This window comes from Chryseosolibacter indicum (genome assembly GCF_018598585.1).
In the GTDB taxonomy this organism is placed as follows: domain Bacteria; phylum Bacteroidota; class Bacteroidia; order Cytophagales; family Cyclobacteriaceae; genus Chryseosolibacter; species Chryseosolibacter indicus.
In genome coordinates, this window is the sequence record NZ_JAHESD010000011.1 from 48,853 (window position 1) to 73,408 (window position 24,556).

Sequence of the window (24,556 nt, forward strand, 5' to 3'; positions counted from 1 at the left end):
TTAAATGCATATTCTAATATGTTATGAATAAGCTCTATACTTAATTATAAATAAATGTACCGTACTCTCCTTTAATTGTAACTTGTTTTTGAGAAGCAGCTTCAACTCTACCTATTACCTGAGCTTCAATACCGAATTGTTTTGCAATGTTGATAATATTACTTGCGTGCTTCTCCTCAGTATAAATTTCAAGACGATGACCCATGTTAAACACCTTATACATCTCTTTCCAATCCGTTCTGCTCTGCTCGTGAATTATCTTAAAAAGCGGCGGGACGGTGAAAAGATTATCTTTAATGATATGTAATTGGTCTATAAAATGGAGCACTTTGGTTTGAGCGCCTCCACTGCAATGCACCATACCATGAATGTGTGATCTATGTTGTTTAAAAACTTCAACCATTACAGGCGCATATGTTCTAGTAGGAGAAAGCACTAGTTTACCTATAGTAACACCAATCTCAGGGTTTACGTCTGTTAACTTATAATTTCCGCTATAAACCAGGTTAGAAGGTACTTGCTGATCGTAGGAGTCTGGATAAACGGTTGCGTAAGAATGATCAAAGACGTCATGACGTGCAGATGTGAGACCATTACTTCCCATCCCTCCGTTATATTCGTTTTCATAGGTAGCCTTTCCATAGGATGAGAAACCTATAATAACATCGTTGGCCTTAATGCGACTATTATCAATTACGTCAGTGCGTTTCATTCTGCTCACCACCGTACTATCAACAACAATAGTCCGCACTAAATCACCTAAGTCAGCCGTTTCACCTCCAGTGCTAATAATGTTTAATCCATGCTTTCTCAGCATTTCAAGGACTTCTTCTGTGCCGTTAATAATTGCCGCGATCACTTCACCCGGTATAAGGTTCTTATTTCGCCCAATTGTAGATGACAACAATATATTTTCAGTCGCCCCTACACAGAGAAGGTCATCGATATTCATGATAATCGCGTCCTGTGCTATTCCCCTCCATACGGAAAGATCACCGGTTTCTTTCCAATACATGTAGGCTAATGACGACTTTGTTCCAGCACCATCGGCATGCATTACGGTACAATATGTGGGGTCATTAGCCAGGTAATCAGGAACAATCTTACAAAATGCTTTTGGAAACAATCCCTTATCAAGCTTGCTGATGGCTTGATGAACATCTTCTTTAGAAGCGGATACGCCTCGTTGATTATAACGGTCAGACAATGTAGTGGTCGATTAGTCGATCTGCAAATGTGCAAAATTTTTTCCTTTTCAATGTATTTCTTGAGTCAATATGGTTAGATCAACGCTATTGACAATCTGGACTATAAGATTTAAGATGCTAATGGAGAGTTTTATTTTAAAAAGCTCAATTAACAAAACCACTTTCCCAGAAATAAAGTCTTAAAAACAGGTGGGATACTTGGAACATGCAACCAATTTAGCTTTTTTAGGTCTTCTTCAAGAAACAACTTTATGTTTAAGAATTACCTTCTCATTGCTGTCAGGAATCTTTCGAAGAACCTCGGTTATACCTCTATTAATGTAATAGGACTTGCAATAGGGCTTGCAAGCTGCCTACTCGTTACGCTTTATATCCGGTTCGAATTAAGTTATGAAAACTTCCATAACAACAAGGACAAGATCTATCGTTATATTCCCAGAGGTGAAAGAGATGGTCTAGTGCGGATGCAGACATTTGCACCTGCCGGATTTGGCCCGCTCGTTAAGGAAAACTTTAGAGAGGTTGAGTCCTTTACAAGGTTCAGTACAATGGATGAGCGACCATTGCTTAAGCATAATGAGAATGTAATTGATGCTAAAAGTTTGGTGCTTGCTGATCCTGAGTTCTTCAAAATTTTCAGCTTTAAATTAATTGAGGGTAAAGCAGAAAGTGCACTATCGAGACCATTTACTATTGTGATTTCTAAATCTATAGCCGAAAAACATTTTGCGGGCAGTGCCTTAGGAAAGATAATAAGGTATGATAATGCCTATGACTTGGAGGTAACCGGCGTATTTGAAGATGTCCCTGCAAACTCACACCTTAAGTTCTCGTACGTGGTACCCTTTGAAAGCGTTGCTAAAATTGTTGAGGATCGTTATAAAATTCCAGCGCATCAATTTCTAAGTAGCCTGGATGCGTGGAATTATTCAACTTACTTCTATATACCTAATGCAAAAGACATAAGCGATCTTGCGAAAAGAATTGATAAAAAATTTACAGAAGCAAGAAAAGAAGAATTTGATGCTGAAGCATTAGGCGACTGGCTTCAGCCATTAAATGAAATACATTTTACAAAAGGTATTAGAGGAGATAGCGCAAATGGAGACATGAACACCATTTTTATTTTTTCTGCAATTGCTATTATGATTTTGCTTATTGCATGCTTCAACTTTATGAATCTTTCAACTGCCCGAGCGATCAAACGTTCAAAAGAAGTAGGACTAAGAAAAGTGATGGGAGCAATTAGATATCAATTGATTAAACAGTTTCTAGGAGAAACGTTGGTTCTCGTTCTTATTTCCATGGTTTTATGTATTATTCTCCTTGAGTTTCTAGTTCCCCTTTTCAACTCTTTAATAGGTCAGCAACTAAATGTAGTCTATTTCGGAAAGAACAGCATCCTTTGGGTGATTGTTGCTGCTGGAACATTAACTGGTTTAATTGCTGGAAGTTACCCTGCTTTTTATTTAAGTTCCTTTACACCAGCTAAAGTTTTAAAAGGCCAGACAGGAGTTGCAGGAAATGCAGGACTCAGAAAAGTATTAACCGTAATGCAGTTTGGCGTAGCAACCTTTCTATTAATCGGGACCCTCGTGGTATCCCTGCAAATGCGCTTTATTCAAAATACAAATCTCGGCTTTAATAAAGAAAACATAATTTATATGAACCCACCCGCTGCGCTGTGGCCTAAGGTTGATGTATTTAAAGAAACTTTAATTTCCCATAATAATATTAAATCTGTATCGGTTTCAAATGGTACTCCAGGTATGGAAAATTCAACATGGCGATATGATTTTCCTGGGACAAATATTCCCGAGAGGCCAATGAATACCCTTATAATAGATTATGATTATTTAAATACTTATGGGTTAGAGCTGATAGAAGGAAGAAATTTATCTAAAGAATTTGCAACTGATTCACTGGAAGCTTATTTGGTTAACGAGGCTGCTGTCAGAGACCTGATGATAGAAAAACCAATCGGTCACCCAATCAGAGCGAAGGACGGTCATCCCGTTGGGAGAATAGTGGGAGTTGTTAAAGATTTCCATTATAGATCTCTACATAGAGCGATAGAGCCACTTGTATTGCGAATTGATCCTGGAAATACGTGGTGCATTTCGGTAAGAATGGGGACAGGAAATCTTAGCGACAATTTAAAAACTGTTGAAAGAGTATGGAGGCAATTTCAACCTGATTATCCTTTCACATATGAGTTTTTAGATGAAACAATTGAAAGGCAGTATAGAGCCGACCAAAATACCGGTATACTTTTAACTTCATTTACTATTCTGGCTATTCTTATTGCCTGTTTAGGACTTTTAGGTCTAACCTCCTTTATGACTGAACAACGAAAAAAAGAAATCGGAATAAGAAAGGTATTAGGAGCGAGCGTATCAAATATCGTTGTGTTACTTTCACGAGACTTTTCTAAGCTTGTGCTCATAGGGTTTTTAGTTGTTATACCACTAGCATGGTATGCGGTGCAGAAATGGTTGGAGAACTTTACCTATAAAACTGAGATAAATCCGTTAATATATTTGATTGCAGGAATGATCATAGGAATTATAGCGTGGCTTTCAATAGCCTATCAATCTATTAAAGCTGCGACTGTCAATCCAACCGAAACACTTAGAAATGAGTAATAGTTAAAGATGGCCTTGGGGAGATGTAAAGGCCATTCTTTATTTTTAAGATAAATTCATCTTAAATCCCTAAGTTTTTTAAAAAACTCCCATGTAACAATACCGAGGCATACTGATATGTTCAGAGAGTGCTTAGTGCCATATTGAGGAATTTCTAAAGCCATATCTCCTAAAGAGACCGCCTCATCACTCACTCCATGAACTTCGTTACCAAAAACCAGACAATACTTCTCATCAATATTAGCATTCAGGTTATTTAAAGAAATGCTGTGCGTTGTCTGTTCTATGATAACTATCTTATAATTATTCTTTCTGAGGTGTTCCAGCACAAAGGCTGTGCTTTCTGCATATTCCCAGTCAACCGATTGGGTTGCTCCTAATGCAGTTTTCTCTATTTCCCGATGAGGAGGCGTCCCTGTTATTCCTGTTAAATAAATCTTTTCTACCTTAAAAGCATCAGCTGTTCTAAAAGCCGAGCCTACATTATGAAGGCTTCTTACGTTATCAAGAACAATGGTAATTGGAAGTTTAACTGATTCCTTAAATTCATCAACGGTAATTCTCCCAAGTTCCTCAAGTTTTAGTTTTTTCATACCCGCAAATTAATTGTGACAACTCAATTGTGCTGTATTTCTTGCCTGATTTGTAATTTATACCTCGGCGCGAAAGTAAAATGGGCATATTGAAGGAATAAGAGGAGGTTAAAGAGCTTTCAAGAAAAAAAATCTTTGGGAAAAAACATCCCGCAGTAGTTTTCTATCTTTGTTTTTATGGCTGAGGCGAAAACCACTACTGAAACCCCGCTCATGAAGCAATACAATGCTATAAAGGCAAAGTATCCAGGGGCATTACTTCTTTTTAGGGTTGGCGATTTTTATGAGACTTTCGGGCAGGACGCTATTGCTGCCAGTAAAGTACTTGATATTGTACTTACAAAAAGGGGTGCGGGGTCTAGTTCAGAAACGGAACTTGCGGGCTTTCCACATCACTCTCTTGACACATACCTGCCAAAGCTGGTTAAGGCAGGCCATCGGGTAGCTATCTGCGATCAACTTGAAGATCCCCGTTTTGTAAAAGGTATTGTTAAAAGAGGAGTTACTGAGCTTGTTACGCCGGGCCTCTCTTATAATGACAATGTTCTCGACCGAAAGCAAAACAACTTCCTGGCTTCTGTTTTTTCAGGAAAAGAGATGCTTGGTGTGTCTTTTCTCGATGTATCTACTGGCGAGTTTTATGCTGCGCAAGGCAATGAAAGTTACGTGCTCAAGCTTATTCAGGGCTTTGCTCCTTCTGAAATTATTTTCAGCAAGCAGTCACGTGATAAACTTGAAAAACTTTTAGGCGATGAGTATAATACTTTTGCTCTTGAAGAGTGGGTATATGGGTTTGATTATGCTTATGAAAAACTTATCAATCAGTTCAAAACCGCTTCTCTAAAAGGTTTTGGTATTGACGAAATGGGAGAAGCTATTATTGCTGCCGGAGCTATTCTCCATTACCTGGAAGATACTGAACACAGGGATACTTCTCATATCGCATATATTTCTCGTATAGATGAGGACAAATACGTTTGGCTTGATAAGTTTACTATACGCAATCTTGAAATTGTTTACGCACAACACGAGGGTGGTGTACCGCTGATTGATATTCTTGATCAGACGGCTACACCCATGGGATCTCGTCAACTTCGAAAATGGATGATCCTCCCCCTAAAGGATAAGATTGCGATTGAAGAACGTCTTAAAGTTGTTGATGAGTTTCACAAAGACAACACGCTTTCGGAAAAGCTTCTTGAACAATTAAGGCAAATCGCCGACCTTGAACGATTAATTTCAAAAGTTGCTGTTAACCGCATCAACCCAAGAGAAATGCTTCAGCTTAAAAAATCTCTGAAGTGCATCGCTCCCATACGCCAACAACTTATTCAGCATTCATCCAACGAATTAAAGAAGTTAGCTGATCAACTCCATCTTTGTGAATTCCTGACAGAAAAAATTGAGAAAGAGTTAAGAGAAGATGTTTCCATTTTAAGCAACCAGGGTGGATTAATCAAAGAGGGCGTAGATGCAGAGTTAGATGAACTTCAAAAAATTGCCTTTTCAGGAAAAGATTATCTCCTGCAAATTCAGAAGCGGGAGGTTGAACGAACCGGAATTTCATCTTTAAAGATTTCGTATAACAAAGTTTTCGGTTACTACTTAGAAGTAAGTAATGCAAATAAGGACAAAGTACCTTCGGATTGGATCCGGAAACAGACGCTGGCAAATGCTGAACGTTTTATTACTGAAGAGCTGAAGGTGTATGAAGAAAAGATTCTTCATGCAGAGGAAAAACTTGTTGTGATAGAACAGCGTATTTTTAATGCGCTTGTTCATCATGCCGCAGAATTTGTTCCTCAAATACAGCAGAATGCACGTGTATTAGCACAAATAGATTGCCTGCTTTCTTTTTCTACTGTGGCTAAGAACAATCGGTATGTAAGGCCAGATATTAATGAGTCTTTAATTATAGACATTAAATCAGGTCGACACCCCGTTATTGAAAAGCAATTGCCTGTTGGTGAAACGTATGTTCCTAACGATATATTTCTTGATAGCGAGAAGCAACAAATATTAATAATTACCGGACCTAACATGGCGGGAAAGTCAGCATTGCTCAGGCAGACTGCCTTAATCGTACTTCTTGCTCAGATAGGATGTTTTGTTCCTGCCACAAGTGCTAGTATCGGTATAGTAGACAAGATTTTTACGAGAGTAGGAGCCTCCGATAATCTTTCACGGGGAGAATCAACTTTTATGGTTGAAATGACCGAGACAGCGAGCATCCTTAACAATCTCAGCAATCGAAGTCTTATTTTAATGGATGAGATCGGAAGAGGTACAAGTACTTATGATGGAGTTTCTATCGCCTGGGCTATAGTTGAATATCTTCATAACCACAGCCATAAAGATTGTAAACCAAAAACTTTATTTGCTACTCATTATCACGAGCTTAATCAACTCCAAGAAGATCTTGTAAGAGTTAAGAACTTTAATGTATCGGTAAAAGAAGTTGGCGATAAGATCATCTTCATGCGCAAACTTAAAGAAGGAGGCAGTGAACACAGCTTTGGCATTCACGTAGCACAGCTAGCAGGTATGCCGAATAAAGTAGTTTTCAGGGCTAACGAAATTCTTCATTTTCTAGAAAAAGACAGGCATAAGAACGAAAAGAAAAAAGTTCAGGATATACCCAAACCAATACCTCAAATGAGTTTGTTTGAGAGCGACCCCCGGTTAAGAGAGATGGAAGAGATGCTAGTGAAAATTGACATTAATACCATAAGCCCGGTAGAAGCACTTCTAAAATTGAACGAAGTATTAACCGTCTTAAAGAGAAAATAAAACAGCCTTTCTTTAGAATAATAAGTATTCTTGCGTAAGTACTTCAACTTATTTGATACTTGCCTAACAAGTGTTTCTCTGTGTTTTCAATATTTGAAGATATTTATTTAACCCGCGCAATGAATTTTAAACATTACACACGACCTTTGTAAAAAATTTTTTTGATTCGCATGCATTAATTTCAGCAGGTGCTTGCGAACCTTATTGTATCACTCTGCTGTTCGTTAGAGACCATGAGTCAAAGTTTAAGTCCTGAAGTAAGAAACAAGCCAATCCTGAAGCAAGAGATTGCGTTTGCTGTCGTTCACCTGATTCCTTTTGCAGCTATTTGGACAGGTGCAACAATGTTTGATTGGATCGTATGTGGGGTCCTGTATGTTTTCCGCATGTTTTGGGTAACAGGTGGTTATCACCGTTATTTTTCACACAAGTCGTATAAGACCTCACGCTGGTTTCAGTTTATCATTGCATTTATGGCTCAAACATCGGCACAGAAAGGTGCTTTATGGTGGGCTGCACATCATCGCCATCACCATCGCCATAGCGATACACCAGCCGATCCTCACTCTATGAAGATCTACGGCTTTTGGTACTCGCATATCGGGTGGATTGTTGGTCCTGATTTTAAGGAAACAGATTACAAGACAATAGGCGACTATGCTAAATACCCTGAGCTTGTTTGGTTAAATAAATTTCATGCTGTTCCGGCTATTGTCTTGGCTATAGCTGTTACAGCTCTTGGCGCTTATGTTAATGGTGGGAGCGTATCGCTGATGTTTACACATCATGGCTTGTCTACCTTATTTATTGGTTTCTTTTTGAGTACTGTTATCCTGTATCACGGAACATTCTCTATAAATTCAATCATGCATAAATTCGGCTTTCAGCGTTACGAATCGGATGATGAGTCGAAAAACAGCATCTGGCTTGCCTTGCTTACGCTGGGTGAAGGATGGCATAACAACCACCACTATTATGAAGTATCCTCACGCCAAGGATTTTTCTGGTGGGAGATTGATATCACCTATTATATTCTAAAAGGTTTAGCAGCTGTTGGGCTTATCTGGGATCTTAAAGGTGTTCCAAAGCACATTAAGTATTCTAAAAACAAGCAGCATGCACAGCAATTGAAGAAAGAAGCGCTGCAGCAACAGCCTTTGAAAGAGGTTGCTTAGAATTTGATAAAAGAATCTGCTATTAATTTTTTAAAAAAGTAGCAGATTCTTGCATTTTTAGAAACGCTCACTAAATTTGCAGTCCCTTTACAGATATAAGGAAAGGAAATAAGCGGGAGTAGCTCAGTTGGTAGAGCATCACCTTGCCAAGGTGAGGGTCGCGAGTTCGAGTCTCGTTTCCCGCTCAACAGCCCCTCTGACGGAGGGGATTGTTATTTTAAGAGGTTTTAATAAACCACGCCTTGGTGGTGGAATTGGTAGACACGCAGGACTTAAAATCCTGTGGCTAGTAATAGCTGTGCGGGTTCAAGTCCCGCCCGAGGTACTTTTATCCTGTTTATTATTCTGTATTCACTGCCTGAAATCCCTATCTACAGAGCGTTACTCTAACACTACGACCATCCTGATAACGACGTCTCAAACATTCCTGCCCCTACATATGCAGCAGGAGAGCACAATAAAGCTAAGTCCAGACTGTGCGTCTATGCTTTTAATTGGCTAACACACTGATTAAAAGTGGGTAGGTAGTAACAGCCGCGCGAATCAACTTTAATTTTCCCAGTTTCTCAGAAGAAGCGTCATTAATTTCACCTGTAAGGAAGCGTTTGAAGTCTCGGTAATCGAGTCTATATCTATAAAAAAGAAAAAAGTCCTGCCAGGATTAAGCAGGACTTCAATACGGTTAAAATAGTTTGGATTATAGTCCAAAGGATGCTAATTCTGATCCCTTAGCTGTACCGTTTATTACAACGAAAAGCTGACCTGTTACCTGATCTATTTCATAAAGAGGGTCTAAAGATTTTAATACAATTTTACCTTTTTCAGCGCCTGTTGCTTTATCGACTTTAACCATTCCAATACGTTTTGTATTGCCTTCTTCAACTCTTGTCATTATATACGTCGCATCCTGAGTTGCAAAGGTCTTCTTTCTGTTTGCTATTATTTCATTAATTCCGCCTACAATTTCATCGCCTCTTTTTGAGCGCTGTATATTAACTGTGTTTGGTTTGTTAGGATCTTGTGTTGCCTCAAGATTCGATGCTGTAGCATATACTTTTCCTACAGTACCCAATATTTTAGCTCCTGTACCAAGCGATGCAGGCTTGTAATATACTGAATAAGCTACCTTGCCTTCAGGTGTGATTAACCACATGTTCTGCGCTGAGCTCAGGAGATAACCATTGCTTAACAATTCAATATTTTGTACGTCTTCGTCACTACCTTTAAACTTGATGTCTTGTGCAACAAGTTGATAATTTAAAGATGTCATATCTACCCGATAAAGCTTTTCGTCAGAGTAAATAAGTGCGATTTTATCATCAATATAGGTTACAGGAGAAGCCTTAAGTTTAATTCTCTTTTTCCAGATCGTATCATCCCCCGTTTTAAGATCTACCATGTTTGCCTCCTCCGCATTTGCGAACAGTATACCTTTTGGGGTTAATTCAAAACTTACAACAGGCATATCTGTTTTATATGGTCTTTTCCAGAGCTCCGCTCCTGAAAAACTGATATAATCAAATGCAGAAGTCTTCTCATCACTACTGAAAACTAAAATACCGTCAGCAGTAAACTTTAGTGTTTTAAAGGTATTGGCAAATACAACTGGCTTTTTCCAAACCGCCTTACCTGTAGTGTTATCAATTACAGTTATATCAGTTGATGTAACAACGTACATCTGATTGTCTTTGCTAGGGATGAACATTTGAAATTCTCCTGAGATTTTGAAAGGGTCTTTCCATAGTTCCTTTCCATCCGCGAGTGTCAAAGCCTTAATTTTTCTTCCGGACCCTAGATAAACTACGCTACCATCGTCAGAGAAATTGAGGCGACCTATCCCCTTTTCATTTTCATTTTCCCAAAGTAGTTTTCCGGTTTGGCCATCAAGTCTTTTCAAAATTTTATCGTCAGGAAACAATATGTTACCATCCTTATCGCTAACAGGTGAAGCATCCAAAGCTGATTTGACAGTTTGTTTCAAAGCACCCAAGCCGACGCCGGTTTTCCTGTCAGGTAAATCGAAACGCCAACGCTCTTTACCTGATTCAATATCAATTAACGCAAGAAATACTTTCTTATCTTGTTTAAGTTCAAGAAGGAGCGCTCCAAGATCGAGAAGCGGACTCTTTTCTCTTACTGTAACATTGGCTTCAAGCGTATTATAAATGATACGACCTGAGGTGTAATCGATAATGTTTGTTTGCGTCTTTAAGCTTTTAAGTGGGTTACTGCTTTCATAAATAGCGAAGGGTGTTCCTTCAATTTCTATAAAACTTTCCTTGGTTACCTGATTGATTCCCTTCATTTCCCACAACTTCTGCTGCGAAGTGGGATCTATGGAAAGCAGTGCGTTATTTGTTGAGATTAAGAGATTTCCTGTTGGAAGGATTTTCATCCAATCAGTTTTGCTTTCAAGATCGAGTTTCCATTTTGGTTCAACATCTTGTGCTTGCGCTCTGATTAACAGAACAAACAAGAGTGACAATGACAAGAGAGTCCTTTTCATAGTGAGGTTTGTATTTAAATTTATTACTGTAAAGTTAGCGGCTACTGGAGAGAATGGAAACGAATCAGATTTTTGCCAAGTACAATTTTATTGAAAACGCAAACTCAGAAGTTGAGAATATTAAATTATAACAAAATGAACAGCCTGATTACGAATAGATTAAAAGCAGCATTAGTCCTTTTTGACTAGTAAAAAACAGGTGAGATAAGCAACCATATTAAAGTAAATTCTATGCTAACTTTGTTGTTCGCTCATTACTTTTCTATCGAAATAGCGTTTCGCTTTGTTGTTTTTCCCGGCTAATTGATAAGTAAGACCCAGATTAATTTCGATTTCTGTAGGTTCATCCTTGCGATACTTACGATGAGCCTTTATAGCTTTTTTGTGAAACCTGATAGATTCTTTATAATGTTCGTTAAGGGCCAAAGCAAGTGCCATTGCGAAGTATCCCTGAGCAATCTCTTGCTCACGGTGTTCTTTTTGGTATGCAGACAGTACTTCCTTAAATGTGGTCATCGCCTCTTTAGCCTTTCCTTCATTTAATTGGAAATTTATTTTCTCGTAGAGGGCAGTGGTAGGATCAAAACCAAGAAAATTTTCCTGACCAAGAGCAGCAAAGGGAAGCAGTGCGATAACCACCAATAATTTCTTCATACAATCATTATTCAATCCTTAAAGCAAAAGACAAGACTCACGCCTGCTTCAGTACTAGCTCTAACCAGCTGCTTAAAGTTAAGAATGTAGAAATTGTGGTGGTTATAGCGAGAATATACCTCAAATTGAAAGCAACGCTAACTCTACATTCCTTCTTATTATTTCTTCTGTTGTAGATACATATAGTCCAATGTTACATTAAGCATAGTTTTTAATCCTGTTAGCAAGCTTCTTTCATCCATCATAAAATCAGGTGTATGATGGGATGGAGCTGTAGCAAGATCAATTTCAGGAGGGCAAGCGCCTACAAAGAAGAAGAACCCTGGTACTTTTTTCTGATAAAAGGCAAAATCTTCAGCTCCGGTTTGAGCTGCAACTCTTACCGCATTTTGTTCGCCTACGGCACGCTTTATACTCGCTTCAACTTTTTCTGTTACTCCGGCGTCGTTAAATGTAACAGGTGTCTTACGTTCAATAATCACCTCCGCACGTGCACCTGCACTTTCGGCAATTTTTGTTGCCGTTAGTTTAATCTTTTCATGAACCTGCTTCTGCATTTCATCATCTAAAGTTCTAATAGTACCCGCCATTTCCGCATACTCGGGAATTATATTTTCACGAATACCTGCATTGATTCTCCCTACAGTTACTACGGCTGCTTCTTTAGTCAATTCCATCTGTCTGCTTACTATAGTTTGCAACCCGTTGATAATTTGGGCAGAGACAACTATAGGGTCGACGCCCATCCAAGGCGCTGCTCCGTGTGCTTGCTTTCCGTAAACTTTTATTGTAAACCAGTCAGAAGCAGCCATTAGGCCCAACGGTCTATATTCAATTTTTCCCAACGGACTTATTGACCTAACATGTAATCCAAAAATCACGTCAACCTTTGGGTTTTCAAGCACACCCTCTTTTACCATAAGATCTGCTCCGCCTTCTTCACCTGCTGGGGGACCCTCCTCAGCCGGCTGAAAAATGAATTTAACCGTGCCTCGAAGTTCATTTTTATTCTTTGCCAATACCTCTGCAACACCCATTAAAATGGCCACGTGTGCATCATGTCCGCATGCATGCATCACTCCAGTTTCCTGACCGTTAAATATTGTTTTCTCTTTTGATGCAAAAGCAAGACTATTTCTTTCAGTTACAGGCAGCGCATCCATATCAGCACGTAGTGCTATTACAGGACCAGGTTTTGATCCCTTTAAAATGCCTACTACTCCAGTTTTAGCAACACCTGTAGTTACCGCAATGCCCAGAGATTTTAAATGCTCAGCTACTTTAGCAGATGTTTTTACTTCACGATTTGATAGCTCAGGATATTGATGAAAGTGCCTTCTCCATTCGATGACTTTTGGCTCAAGTTCTTTTGCCATCTGCTCGGCTTTATTGATAAGTTTGGATGGCGCCTGAGCATAGGCAACAAGGCTAAAAAGACTTAAAAGGATACAAAAAACTTTCTTCATAGTTAAGCTTTAATGAAATTTGACGGCAAACAATATAGGTATTATCACTAATTGCAGCAATCCGATCTATGGAATGGATTAAAATATTTGGTAACAAAAGCGAGGCAGATCATCGAATAATGAATGATAAACCACAACTGATCATTATAGATGGCAAAAGGATTTGTCTTGTTCGTCATAAAGATGAGTATGCTGCAGTTCAGGATGACTGCTCGCACAACGGCGAGTCGCTAAGTAAGGGTATCGTGAATTACCTTGGCGAGATAATTTGTCCGTGGCATAATTACTGTTTTGAACTAAAAGGAGGAAAAGAGATTAAGGGAAGATCGCCCGACCTTAAAACTTTTCCTGTCAAAGCAGATGACACCGGCTTTTTTATTGGAATATAAAATACATTGTTACATCTTTCGTTTGTTTCAAAGAACACATACATCTGTGAAGTTATTTTCAATTGTTCTCATATTTGCTTCCCTTAATGCTTTTGCACAGTTACCTACCACTGAACAGCAATTTCTTTCACGACTAAAACCAGGTGGCCCTCTACCAGAAAAACTACTCATGACAAAGAGTGTCGTTTTTTATCCGTATGAGATGACCACCAAAGAGCTTGAGAGTATTCAAAGATCGTTTCAAAGAACCGGAATTGATGCCGTAGTGTATTATGAAAACGACTTGGTATCAGCAGGACGTGATGTTTCTGTTAACCTGGCCGAGTACCTTAACAGCAGAGAAATTGCTAATTTAATTTATCTTCAAAAGGAAGGGGAATACATAATCTACATTACTGAATACAACAAAAAGGCTAATCTGGTTGAGCAGGATCAGGCTACTTTCATCGCAAAAAATACTGCACTAGATGCACTATTGCAATCCATATACATAGCGGCTGTTAACGGATTAAAGTCAGAAAATTTCCTTATCAACGATTATCCTGAACTTGGCAACACTGTTAAAGCAATTGATGGAAGAAGAAATGAATTCTTTGCTATTGATCTAAAAGTTGACCCACTTGCTGTTCCAAAGTTCGGAGATGAAGCAATGGACAAAGAGCTCGAAGAAATAATGAAGCAATATCCTTTTAAATACCAGCTTACTGAGGCAAATCTTTCCGAAGTTGAATTAAGAAAAAAAGGGTTTCTTTATGTACTTAGGTTTGTTTGCTCAAGAAATAAAGTAGCGAGCAATGTGCTTGAGTATCCAATGAGCAAATCGCAAAACGCAATTGTTTCAATGACCTACAACGGGGGCGCGCCAGAGATTAAAAACATAAGCGCCGATGCAGCTGTTTACAAATTCTACTTCAAGCACCTGGAGTCAAGAAACGTTTTTTTAGGAACAAAATGGGATGCAGACACCAGCTGGCAGCAGGCATTGATTAATCAGATAAGAGGTTTTAGAATGGAATTTAAGATTCAATGATCAGTGTAAGAAGTTAGCTTATAATGCTCTTTAAGCATTAATGGATAGTGGTACATTCGTTACCAAATCTTTACCATGAAGCAGCTTTTACTCTCCCTTACATTGTTCTCTCTTTTATTAACTATTAGCATACAGTCAAATGCCAAAGCCAAGCAATGGCACGAGGGTACAGTGGTATTTCACTCCGGAGACACAATCAATTGTAAACTACGTTTTACCCGAATAGCCTCCGAAGGTTTAATTCAGGTTCTGCAAAACCACCAAATAAGGATTTTTACTGTAAAAGATGTCAGCAGCTTTTCTTATTTCGACAAGAAACAAAACAGAACAAGGACATTCTTCTCATTACCCATACAGCCGGATCTGGTGAGCAGAAAACATGAAGTTTTCCTTGAGCACATTTATAGCAGCGACAAATTCTGCATTCTGAATTATAAGACACTGGGTTATAAAGAAACATCACTCTTCAATCCTTTTCAAAAGAAAAGGGTTGTCAATAAGCCTTATGTGTTTAGTAACGCGACAGGTGATATTCTCCCTATGTCTCGCGAAAATGTCTTATTGCTTATGCAGGAGAAAAAAAAGAACATCATTAGTTACTTAAATACCAACAACATTAAGCTCAAGTCACTCCCCGATTTCATTGACCTTCTCGAATACCATCAGTCTATTACTCAGATGTAAGTACACATTGCTTTTCCTACTGACATAGGGTTGTCAACAGATTGCACTTTCTTTGCTGTGCTTTTACAGTGATGAAAGACGTTGAAGACTTTATTGCAGAATTACCGATTGATGAAAAGTTGATCTTGCAGCAATTAAGATCAATTCTTTTCCAAATTGAACCGCGTTTCCAAGAGAGGCTTTCGTATGGTGTTCCGTATTATTACAGGAAAAGAAGAGTTTGCTTCTTGTGGCCTGTATCTGCACCTCTGGCTCCTAAAGTAGCAGGAGATGTTAAAGTTTTGCTGGGTTTCTGTTATGGCAGCAAGCTTTCTAATGCTCACGGCCTGCTTCAAAAACAAAATCGAAAGCACGTTTACATAATACCATTTTCTCGTTTGTCTTCAATTAATCAACAGATTGTGCAAGAACACATCATTGAGGCTATTCTTATTGATAACGAACTTCATAAATCTAACACCTTAAAATAACCATGGCCGAACCTTTGAAATACATGTACAATCCCCATTTCTTCGAAACGCTTTGCCCTGTTATCAAGAAGGTTATTCCTGATTTTAACTGCAACGAATTTATATTTGGAATTTTTAACACTACCTGGCCTGACCTGGAATTAAAACAGCGTGTAAGACATATCGCTGTAACGCTTCATCACTTCCTTCCTGAAGACTTCAAGAAAGCGGCAAAGATTCTTGTTAACCTTTCTAAGGCATTGCGTGAAGGAGCTTTCAGAGAACAAAGCTTTCAGGCAATTTTTCTCGCTGATTATATTGAAGTGCATGGTTTAAATCATCCCCAAGAATCACTTGATGCAATGGAAGAAATTACGAAGCTTGTAAGTGCTGAGTTTGCAATCCGTCATTTTATTATCAGGTACCCAGAAAAGACCATGGAGAGAATGTTGCAATGGTCTAAAAATGAACATCCAAGTGTCAGGCGTCTCTCCAGTGAGGGTTGCCGGCCACGTTTACCGTGGGCTATTGCTTTACAGGATTTTAAAAAAGATCCAACGCCAATCCTACCCATACTTGAAAACTTAAAGCAAGACACGTCAGATTATGTTCGGAGAAGTGTTGCTAATAATTTAAATGACATTGCTAAAGACCACCCCGAAGTAGTGCTTGAAATTGTAAAGAGGTGGCAAGGCACTCACCCTGATACTGATAAAATCATCAAACATGGATGTAGAACTCTTTTAAAAAAAGGTCATATTAATGCCTTGGTACTACATGGCTTTAATCCAAAGTACAAAGCGGACATTAAGTCTTTAAACCTTAGTAAAAAGAAAGTAAAAATTGGCGATACATTAGATTTCGGATTTGATTTTACCAACAAGGAAAAGCAAACATCTAATTTCCGATTAGAATATACAATTGACTTTGTAACAAGTTCCGGCAAAAGGTCGCCGAAGATATTTAAGATTGCAGAAAATAGTTTTGAACCAGGAAAGACTGTTACAATCAGAAGAAAACAATCATTTAAAGACTTAACCACACGAAGGCATTTTAAAGGAAAACACATGCTTTCAATTGTTGCCAATGGTAAAAAACTTGCTTCTGCTGAATTTATGATTTGCTGATATAGTTTAATGTTCAGTACCTTGAACATTCAAACTTATGGCACGAACTGGTTACGCAGATCTTCCCCTACACTATGGCCGTGTACCACAATGGTTGGCAGAACGAATGTCGCTGCTGGGAGGGGCTGTAGTTGAAGCCATTATTTTAGAATACGGAAAATCGGAAGTACTTAAGCGGCTGAGCGATCCATTATGGTTTCAGTCGTTCGGATGCGTTCTTGGAATGGATTGGCATTCATCTGGTATTACCACCTCTGTAATGGGTGCCTTAAAGAAGGCTGTCAATCCAAGAGCAAAAGATCTCGGCATCTACATCTGTGGTGGCAGAGGCAAGCACTCCAGACAAACCCCCAACGAACTTCTGGCTGTGGCTAGTAAAACAGGCCTTGACGGAGAGTTACTTGTACGATCAAGTAAACTTGCAGCCAAAGTAGATAACACATCAATACAAGATGGCTTTCAGTTATATCTTCATAACTTCATTGTTACTAATGAAGGGGAGTGGTCTATCGTTCAGCAAGGGTTAAACGACTCTTCAGGCATGGCAAGAAGATATCATTGGCATTCAACACAATTTCAATCTTACTTAAATTCTCCTCACGTTGGTGTTACAGGAGAAAACCAGGGGTTAATATTGAACCTCGCGCATCAGGAGGCTAGTACCACTAGGGATGCCATTGTAAAACTTGGAGAAGAGAATCCTGATAAGATGATCTCAGAAATCAGGAAGATTGTTTTACCAAGACATCATGAAGTAATGGCAAGTGATGTTAATATGAAAAGATTAGGCGCTATCTTAACGCTTGCGCATGAAAGACATCTTACAGATTTTGAATCAATGCTCATGCTTGAAGGCGTTGGACCTCGGGCTATTCAATCTCTTACCTTAGTAAGTGAAGTAATTTATGGATCACCTACAAGGTTTAATGATCCCGCTCGATTTTCATTTGCCCATGGTGGCAAAGATGGTCATCCTTTTCCGGTGCCATTGAAGGTTTATGATGAAACCATCAACGTTCTAAAAACATCAATTGAAAAGGCGAAGATTGGTAATAGTGAGAAACAAAAAGCAATCAAAGATCTATCCACCATGGCTATGCGCTTGGAAAAGAATTTCCAACCAAAACCCTTTCTTGATGATATCATTCAGCGCGAACGCGAAGAGTCTCATAAACATGGAGGAATGACAGTATTTGGAAAAGCCCAACCTCCTAAAAAAGATAAACCGCAGCAATTAAATTTATTCTAACGCGAAAAATCAGAACATCTCTGCATCTCCTTCTTTTAACACAAGAAACTTACTGGGAGCAAGATTATATTTTACAAGGGAGCGATGTAATTCCATTACAGGTTCCTCAAGCCCATCATCAGCTAATGCGAAGGTGCCGAAGTGCGAAGCGATGCTTACCTCGGAGTTTGTATCAAAATGAATTTTCACTGCTTCTTCGGGTGAGCAGTGAATAGGAGACATAAACCATACTGGTTTGAAAGCGCCTATTGGAATTATTGATACTTTAAAAGGACCAGCCTTTGCACCAATGTCTTTAAATGTAGTGTCATTATATCCTGTGTCTCCTGCAAAATAGATGTTTCCATAACTGCTTTTAATAACATAGCCACACCATAAAGTGCCATTGCGATCTGTTAAACCCCTGCCGGAGAAGTGTTGCGCCGGAACACATTGTATGCTTAATTTTTCATTTATAGTTTGCTCATTCCACCAGTCTAAGTCGGTTGAACCGGAGACATGCAGCTTATCAAGATAAGCTTTTACACCCAGTGGCGTCAATATTTTAGGATGATGAGCACCAAATACCATTCTCATGGTTGCAACATCTAGATGATCATAATGATTGTGAGAAAGCAGAACAAGGTGAATGCGAGGTAGATCTTCAAACTTAATACCTGGTAAGCGCATCCGCTTAGGTCCTGTCCAACTAAAAGGACTTGCTCTCCTGCTCCATATAGGATCAGTAAGAATGTTTATACCATCAACTTGAATTAAAAAGGTAGTATGATTGACATATGTAATCCGGATTCCGTCCTTGTAGAAGTCTAGCGGGCGATTGCCGTACTTTGATGTCTTATCCTCCTTCCATGGTCCTTTTTTCCTTGTAAGCATCCAGCGTACAACGTCTGTAGCTTTCTGTTCTTTAATACCCGTAGGGTTGCTGAATCTTTTACCATCAAAGTGATCAGTTATTGGGCCGCGGTGTTTAGGTGCAGAAAGCACTACCCCTGTGCTGATGAAGAATGTGACCGTGGCAACTATAACTGCAAGAACGAATAGTAACATATTAATCAAAAATAAAAGGGTTGTGAACTACTCACAACCCTTCTTACAAAAGATCTAATATTTATTCTTTATTGTATCATTTTTGCAATTTGAGAAACCGGTATTCCATTTGCCATTTTCAGTACATCCGCTTCATTACTGTTAGGCACTGTGAGTGTAAGCAGCGTACTGTTGAGCGGGATCTGTAATGTAAAGTCTGTTTTGCTTGTCTCTGTATCAACGGATTTCTGTAAAACGCCTTTGTACCCCTGCACTTTTACGGTTTTTTGCGTACCGTCGCCAGAATTACCGACAAAGGGCAGTGAGAGTATAGCATTTAAAGAACCAATTAATGGTGAGTTACTCATAATATCAAGATTGATAAGTTTGTCACCCGTTCCATAATCTCTATGAATAATTACACCGGTTAAACCAGTGTTGGTAGTTACATTGTCGTTCTTTACGTTCGAAGCAAAAGATTCCATCTTAGTTGGAAGCATCTTTAATACCTCTTTGCCTATTGCTAAATCAAGATCATTTAGCATTTGTTGCATTGCAAAACGAGCATCCTCCAGGTTACCTGATGAGTAAGAGGATTTAGCAGTTGTAAGATTTTTAGAAAAGTCTTGTGCAAAAGCATTATAGCTTAAAACAATTAATACAATTTGTAAAAATATTTTCTTCATGTTAAAGTCTTAATAAGGTTAAATCATTTCTCACCCAACATCTTCTTTATACCGTCAATATCAAAGGCATTAGCCGCGGCCATCATCTCCTGTTCAGTAGCAAAATTTACTGCTTCCCAAACTATAAGTGATGTTTGACCAAGAGGAACGCTTAATTTATAACCCGTGCTTTCATCATACTCTATAACACCACGATGTCCTTTAACCTTTGTTTGTTTCCAATTTTGCTGACCGTTTGTCTGCTGCGCATAGCCACCATTTGCCAGATACATATTCACAGCGCTCATCCATGCCGAATTGTTTGCAACCGTTGTACGCAATTGCATATCATCTTTATTATATTCTCTCTCGATCGTGAGCCCTGCCCATCCCCAACCTGTACTCGTTACCTTATCCTGTGAGTCTTCTTTCTTCAAACCACTCACAGTTTCCGGTAATGATTTTAAAACTTTTTGACCTATTTCCAACTCCACACCTAACATCGCTTGTTGTACAGCGTAACGCGCTTCACCATAACTTCCCGTTTTATAAGCTGATTCTGCATCAGATAAATTTTGATTTACATCAGGAGGTGTTGAGATTAGTCCTCCTCCTCCTTTATTGGTTGGATGATTTCCCCCACTAGAATTGTTGCCAGAATTTTCATTTGAAGTATTTCCGCCATTCGAATTTCCGCCTGTTTTCTCATCGACCTTTTTTTCCAGTGCTTTCTCTGCAGCCTGTGAAGCCTTTTGCTTCAACTTGCCTACTAATCCTTGCGCATTTGTCGATACGGCGAGAATAAAGGCAATACCTGTGAGTAAAAGTTTTACATTCATTTGGGTTAAGTTTAATAAACTAAATTAAGCAATTACGTATTTATTTCTTTTCGCTTCTCAGAATAAGATAATGAAAACCTATCATACGAAAAATAGCGCTGCTGGTTACACAATTGCGAAACGTATGTAGTCGAGAATGTCTTGGCAGACTAGTTTATCGAACAGAAAAATACCGTGCAGAAGAATTATTACAGGAAGTCTTTTACTTTTTAGTCAGGCTGAACACCGCACTGATCTTTGTGTAGTATACACTTGTTTTTCCTTTAAAGTTTGAGTCGGTACCAACGATGAGCCACACCGCACCATGTTTATCACTGGTAATAATAATGGGAGCATTGTAGTACTTGTTGTAAGGCGAGTTTGACTGATTGATAATCGTATAAGTTGGAGATTCTTTGGGTAAAGAAATATCACCAATAAAAACCATGTCGGTACCGCTTTGATTCTGATCTGCTTTATCGATGTTAATCTTGTAGTAATTGTTTTCAACCACACTTATCGGCTCTGTTTGTGTAGCCCCGACTTTCAGATAAATTTTTTCAGCAGCAACTTCTCCTGTACCTGTTACCTGGCCGTTGTTAGCGTCAGAAGCAAGTTCTACTTCTATCGTTACATAGTAAGAAGTGTTAGGTTCTAAATCACTAATCTGCTTTTTCAAATACATGAAAAGATCACCGCCTTGGTTATTCCCCGAAAGCATAAGCGCTTTTATACCCCTGTTAACACCCAGGGGCTGTATCGTATGTTGAAATTTAAGCTCATAAGCAGCTGTATCAGCAGGGTCAGCGGAGTATTCAGCAAAACCTGCTTTCCATCCATGATCGGAGTTATTGAAATCGAAACTATAAGAAAAGATCCTCAATTGCTCATCTTTATCATCCGTACTACAGGACATAAAAAGTACAGCAAGGAATCCGACACAAAAAAGACTGCTAAGGTTCATTAAGAGAATTACTTACTACTGATAGACACGGAGGCAAAAGCAAAAGTTGGAACAAGAGTGAATGCAATAATAAAAGAATTTGCTTACAATACTTACAGAAGAATTTCGTCTCATTTTTTGAACTCCACATTTTACATTAACGTTGAAGCTCAAAACAGCGGCCATGAAACAGACTTCTACCCTCAAAGAATTTCCCTTCAAAACAGTACTTAACCTTAATTTATTGGCCGAGTACTGGGAAAAGTCCATAAGATCAGGCGAAATCCCTGCCTTCGCACATGGTGTACTGGAATCTCTTTCCCAAGCTCCTGAATTAAGAAAGCCTATTGAAGATATTTCAGTTCTGGAAAAACATCGGGATCTGGTTAACTTTTTAATGGGGGCTGTAATACCTAGCGCCCAAACTGAAGAAGACCTGATTGCGGCAACAATACCTTTTGATTTTAAATCCTTTTACGCAACAAAGGCTTTTCAGAAAACGATTGATTTCGGGAAGCTTAGTAAGACTTCTAAAGTAGATGTGCCAGCAAACGAAATGGTAATTGGTAAAACCATTCATGCATGCATGTTAATTCTAAAGCATTTCTATAACGTAGATGTTAATTTTGACAGACCTATTTTAGGCACCATAAGAGATCCGGAAACAGGATTAGACAAAATCTATAAAATTGAAATAGGCAGGCAATTTATCAGTATTGTTGCTAAACAACCTCTAAAGCCAATAGATCCAAAAGTCATTAAGTTTCTAACAGAAAAAATATACGATGTGGATTTATGGCTTCAGTACATACGTCCTGAAGATTTTGAATTCAACGGATTCATGATCGTTAAGATGTTTGATGTGACAGAGCAGGAGATGATCTCATCTATCAAATTTGATTTACTTGAAAAAAACGCTGTAACAAAAGAAGAGAGTTTTGCTAAAATCCAGCATAAGTTACAGTCGATGTTTAACATGCCGGAAATCAGATTGGGACTGGCTTTTTTTGACCTTAACAACAACATTGTTTTAAATAGCTCTGGCAATTCAAATAATTGCTGGAGAACACTTGCACGCGATCGCGAAACAGGAAGTGTTTGCGGAAGCTTTGATGGTTCTATTTACGAACAAAGCTGGGAAGAAAAGAAATACATTATCATAGAAGACCTGCAAAGCTTTCCATACAAGGGCTCTGTTGAAGAGGCATTGATCAAAAATGGTGTAAGGAATATTTTATTAGCGCCTTTGGTTGATGATGGAGAAACAATAGGAATGCTTGAGATAGCGTCTACCTTCCCTGGAAAGCTAAATTCTTTAAATGCAAGCAAAGTAGAAAATGCGCTCCCCATGTTTACCGCAGCTGCAAAGCGTGTAAAAGAAGAACTTTTAACGGAAGTACGGGCACTCATACAGGAAGAGTGTACCAACATTCACCCAGCAGTTCAATGGCGCTTTTTTGAAGCAGGGTCTAATCTTTTGAATAAGAGAAGGCGTGGTGAAAAAGCAGTTCTTGAAGAAATTGTTTTTAAAGATGTATTTCCTTTATACGGTTTAGCTGATGTGCGAAATTCTTCTATCGAACGTAATCTGGCTATCCAACAAGATCTTCAGCAAAACCTGCAAATGGTTAAAGAGCTTCTTCAAAAAATAAATCAAGTAAGACAACTTCCTATACTCGAAGAAGTCACTTATAAAACAGATCATCACCTCACAAAATTAAATCAAGGCTTGGCTGCGGGCGATGAAAGTACCGTACTTGACTTCCTGAAGGAAGAGATCAATCCTTTACTGAAACACTTTGAGAAAGAGCATGATCTGAATAAACTTGTCAATAAATACCTGGGGCAGCTCGACTCTCAATTTGGAGTCGTTTATAAAAGAAGGAAAGCTTTTGAGGAGAGTCTTTCTATGATCAATAAAATGATCAGTAGTTTTCTTGACGAAGCAGAAGGTGCAGCCCAAGAAATGTATCCGCACTATTTCGAAAAATATCAGACGGATGGCATCGAGTATACTCTTTATCTCGGAGAGTCACTTACACGTGGCCATAAATTCGACCAATTCTACCTTAAGAATTTCAGACTTTGGCAGCTTATGCTCATGTGTGAGATTGATAAAAGAATGGATCAGCTTAAGCCAACACTCAAGAACAACCTTGATATAACACAGCTCATACTTGTTCACGATCAACCGCTGTCCATTCGTTTCAGACCTGATGAAAAGCAATTTGATGTAGATGGCGCTTACGATATACGTTATGAGATTGTTAAGAAGAGAATAGACAAGGCATATATTAAAGATTCAGGCGAAAGGTTAACGCAACCTGGTAAGATTGCCATAGTCTACAACCATGCAAAAGTTGAAGAGGAGTACATCCGGTATTTTGATTATCTCAAGACAAAAGGAATTATCACCGGAAAAATTGAGCATCTTGAGCTTGAAGAGTTACCTGGAGCAAATGGATTAAAAGCTTTACGAATAGAAGTTGTAAAGCAGAAGAAGAGCATTGTTTCTCATAAAGAAGACATAATAAGAAACATCGAAGAAGCTTTAAGTTTACAATAATTTTTAGAACTTACTACTCAACACTAACATAAGCTGTTATGAAGCGAGTAGTAGCTTTCTTATTGCTGATTTCTTTATTTTCGTGCAAAGAAGTTTCCTTTAAAGAGGCACAACCTGTATCAAGAAGGCCGCTAGTTTCTGTGCCTAAAATCTTACGGGGAAAATATTTAACCTATAAAGAAAACGGTGAGCTCGCTAAGGATACCGTTATCATCAATTCAATGGGCTACAGGTTTGGTTACTTTAGCCCTGAAGAAAGAACAAAGGCAACAAACCAATACGATGATGGCGTGCTAAGTGATTCAATGGTATTGAAATCTTATAAAGGGTATTACTTCCTGAGCCTTAATCAAAAACCCGAGTGGATTTTACGTGTAATCAAACTTCAAAAAAATGGTGATTTATTATACATGGCTCCTGAACAACCTGGAGTAAATATTAACGAATACATTAAAAGACTTTCGACTCTAATGCCTGTCGATTCAACACGAGTAAACGACAAAACCATTTATCAAATCGATCCTTCACCACAACAATTGATTGATTTAATTGAAGAAGGATAATTTCTCTAAA

The 24,556-nt window shown here is 38.6% G+C and carries 20 protein-coding genes and 2 tRNA genes; 13 read left to right on the forward strand and 9 right to left on the reverse strand.

The features are described from left to right. Positions 1-40: 40 nt before the first annotated feature. Positions 41-1,207 (reverse strand): AIR synthase related protein, encoded by a 1,167-nt coding sequence (locus KK060_RS07245; RefSeq protein WP_254153035.1) that lies wholly within the window; start codon positions 1,205-1,207, stop codon positions 41-43. Positions 1,208-1,459: 252 nt separating this feature from the next. On the opposite strand from KK060_RS07245, the gene KK060_RS07250 reads away from it, so the two are divergent. Beyond that, entirely contained in the window at positions 1,460-3,853 is a 2,394-nt protein-coding gene (locus tag KK060_RS07250) for an ABC transporter permease (protein WP_254153036.1), read from the forward strand. Positions 3,854-3,909: 56 nt separating this feature from the next. On the opposite strand, the gene KK060_RS07255 is transcribed toward KK060_RS07250, so the two are convergent. Then, positions 3,910-4,446 carry an RNA methyltransferase gene (locus KK060_RS07255; protein WP_254153037.1) on the reverse strand — a complete coding sequence of 179 codons (537 nt, stop codon included), beginning with the start codon at positions 4,444-4,446 and terminating at the stop codon, positions 3,910-3,912. Positions 4,447-4,623: 177 nt separating this feature from the next. Here KK060_RS07255 and mutS point away from each other — a divergent pair, with 177 nt between their 5' ends. The 4 genes from mutS to KK060_RS07275 all read left to right on the forward strand — a co-directional run bounded on the left by mutS (position 4,624) and on the right by KK060_RS07275 (position 8,736). Next, positions 4,624-7,236, forward strand: coding sequence for a DNA mismatch repair protein MutS (gene mutS, locus KK060_RS07260; RefSeq protein ID WP_254153038.1), 2,613 nt, complete (start codon positions 4,624-4,626; stop codon positions 7,234-7,236). A 233-nt stretch (positions 7,237-7,469) separates the two neighbouring features. After that, a complete protein-coding gene (locus tag KK060_RS07265) occupies positions 7,470-8,411 on the forward strand; it encodes an acyl-CoA desaturase (RefSeq protein WP_254153039.1) in 942 nt (313 codons plus the stop codon). 112 nt (positions 8,412-8,523) lie between these two features. Beyond that, positions 8,524-8,596 (forward strand) — tRNA-Gly (locus tag KK060_RS07270). A 54-nt stretch (positions 8,597-8,650) separates the two neighbouring features. Then, positions 8,651-8,736, forward strand: a tRNA-Leu gene (locus KK060_RS07275). 372 nt (positions 8,737-9,108) lie between these two features. Here the strand turns inward: KK060_RS07275 and KK060_RS07280 are convergent. The 3 genes from KK060_RS07280 to KK060_RS07290 all read right to left on the reverse strand — a co-directional run bounded on the left by KK060_RS07280 (position 9,109) and on the right by KK060_RS07290 (position 13,037). Further along, positions 9,109-10,917 (reverse strand): outer membrane protein assembly factor BamB family protein, encoded by a 1,809-nt coding sequence (locus KK060_RS07280; RefSeq protein WP_254153040.1) that lies wholly within the window; start codon positions 10,915-10,917, stop codon positions 9,109-9,111. A gap of 234 nt (positions 10,918-11,151) precedes the next feature. Next, positions 11,152-11,571 carry a tetratricopeptide repeat protein gene (locus KK060_RS07285; protein WP_254153041.1) on the reverse strand — a complete coding sequence of 140 codons (420 nt, stop codon included), beginning with the start codon at positions 11,569-11,571 and terminating at the stop codon, positions 11,152-11,154. A gap of 158 nt (positions 11,572-11,729) precedes the next feature. After that, the gene (locus KK060_RS07290) at positions 11,730-13,037 is read right to left on the reverse strand and encodes an amidohydrolase (RefSeq protein ID WP_254153042.1); all 1,308 of its coding nucleotides are present in this window, start codon (positions 13,035-13,037) and stop codon (positions 11,730-11,732) included. A 68-nt stretch (positions 13,038-13,105) separates the two neighbouring features. Here KK060_RS07290 and KK060_RS07295 point away from each other — a divergent pair, with 68 nt between their 5' ends. The 6 genes from KK060_RS07295 to KK060_RS07320 all read left to right on the forward strand — a co-directional run bounded on the left by KK060_RS07295 (position 13,106) and on the right by KK060_RS07320 (position 17,965). Continuing rightward, on the forward strand, positions 13,106-13,426 hold the full coding sequence (locus KK060_RS07295) for a Rieske (2Fe-2S) protein (RefSeq protein WP_254153043.1): 321 nt from the start codon (positions 13,106-13,108) through the stop codon (positions 13,424-13,426). Positions 13,427-13,472: 46 nt separating this feature from the next. Then, on the forward strand, positions 13,473-14,456 hold the full coding sequence (locus KK060_RS07300; protein ID WP_254153044.1) for a hypothetical protein: 984 nt from the start codon (positions 13,473-13,475) through the stop codon (positions 14,454-14,456). Positions 14,457-14,531: 75 nt separating this feature from the next. Further along, positions 14,532-15,140, forward strand: coding sequence for a hypothetical protein (locus KK060_RS07305; protein ID WP_254153045.1), 609 nt, complete (start codon positions 14,532-14,534; stop codon positions 15,138-15,140). Between the two features lie 71 nt (positions 15,141-15,211). Further along, complete coding sequence (locus KK060_RS07310; protein ID WP_254153046.1) at positions 15,212-15,610, forward strand: DUF1801 domain-containing protein; 399 nt, start codon at positions 15,212-15,214, stop codon at positions 15,608-15,610. A gap of 2 nt (positions 15,611-15,612) precedes the next feature. Next, complete coding sequence (locus KK060_RS07315; RefSeq protein WP_254153047.1) at positions 15,613-16,716, forward strand: DNA alkylation repair protein; 1,104 nt, start codon at positions 15,613-15,615, stop codon at positions 16,714-16,716. A gap of 37 nt (positions 16,717-16,753) precedes the next feature. Continuing rightward, on the forward strand, positions 16,754-17,965 hold the full coding sequence (locus KK060_RS07320; protein WP_254153048.1) for a DUF763 domain-containing protein: 1,212 nt from the start codon (positions 16,754-16,756) through the stop codon (positions 17,963-17,965). Positions 17,966-17,974: 9 nt separating this feature from the next. On the opposite strand, the gene KK060_RS07325 is transcribed toward KK060_RS07320, so the two are convergent. From KK060_RS07325 to KK060_RS07340, 4 genes are all read right to left on the reverse strand, one after another. Further along, positions 17,975-19,012 carry an MBL fold metallo-hydrolase gene (locus KK060_RS07325; protein WP_254153049.1) on the reverse strand — a complete coding sequence of 346 codons (1,038 nt, stop codon included), beginning with the start codon at positions 19,010-19,012 and terminating at the stop codon, positions 17,975-17,977. 68 nt (positions 19,013-19,080) lie between these two features. Further along, positions 19,081-19,677, reverse strand: a complete 597-nt coding sequence (locus KK060_RS07330) for a hypothetical protein (protein ID WP_254153050.1) — start codon at positions 19,675-19,677, stop codon at positions 19,081-19,083. Positions 19,678-19,700: 23 nt separating this feature from the next. Then, entirely contained in the window at positions 19,701-20,495 is a 795-nt protein-coding gene (locus KK060_RS07335) for a hypothetical protein (RefSeq protein WP_254153051.1), read from the reverse strand. 202 nt (positions 20,496-20,697) lie between these two features. Next, positions 20,698-21,438: a hypothetical protein gene (locus tag KK060_RS07340; RefSeq protein ID WP_254153052.1), complete on the reverse strand. Its 741-nt coding sequence runs from the start codon at positions 21,436-21,438 to the stop codon at positions 20,698-20,700. A gap of 163 nt (positions 21,439-21,601) precedes the next feature. Between KK060_RS07340 and KK060_RS07345 the strand changes: the two genes are divergently transcribed. Continuing rightward, positions 21,602-23,983, forward strand: a complete 2,382-nt coding sequence (locus tag KK060_RS07345; protein ID WP_254153053.1) for a GAF domain-containing protein — start codon at positions 21,602-21,604, stop codon at positions 23,981-23,983. Between the two features lie 38 nt (positions 23,984-24,021). After that, complete coding sequence (locus KK060_RS07350; RefSeq protein ID WP_254153054.1) at positions 24,022-24,546, forward strand: hypothetical protein; 525 nt, start codon at positions 24,022-24,024, stop codon at positions 24,544-24,546. Positions 24,547-24,556: the final 10 nt, after the last annotated feature.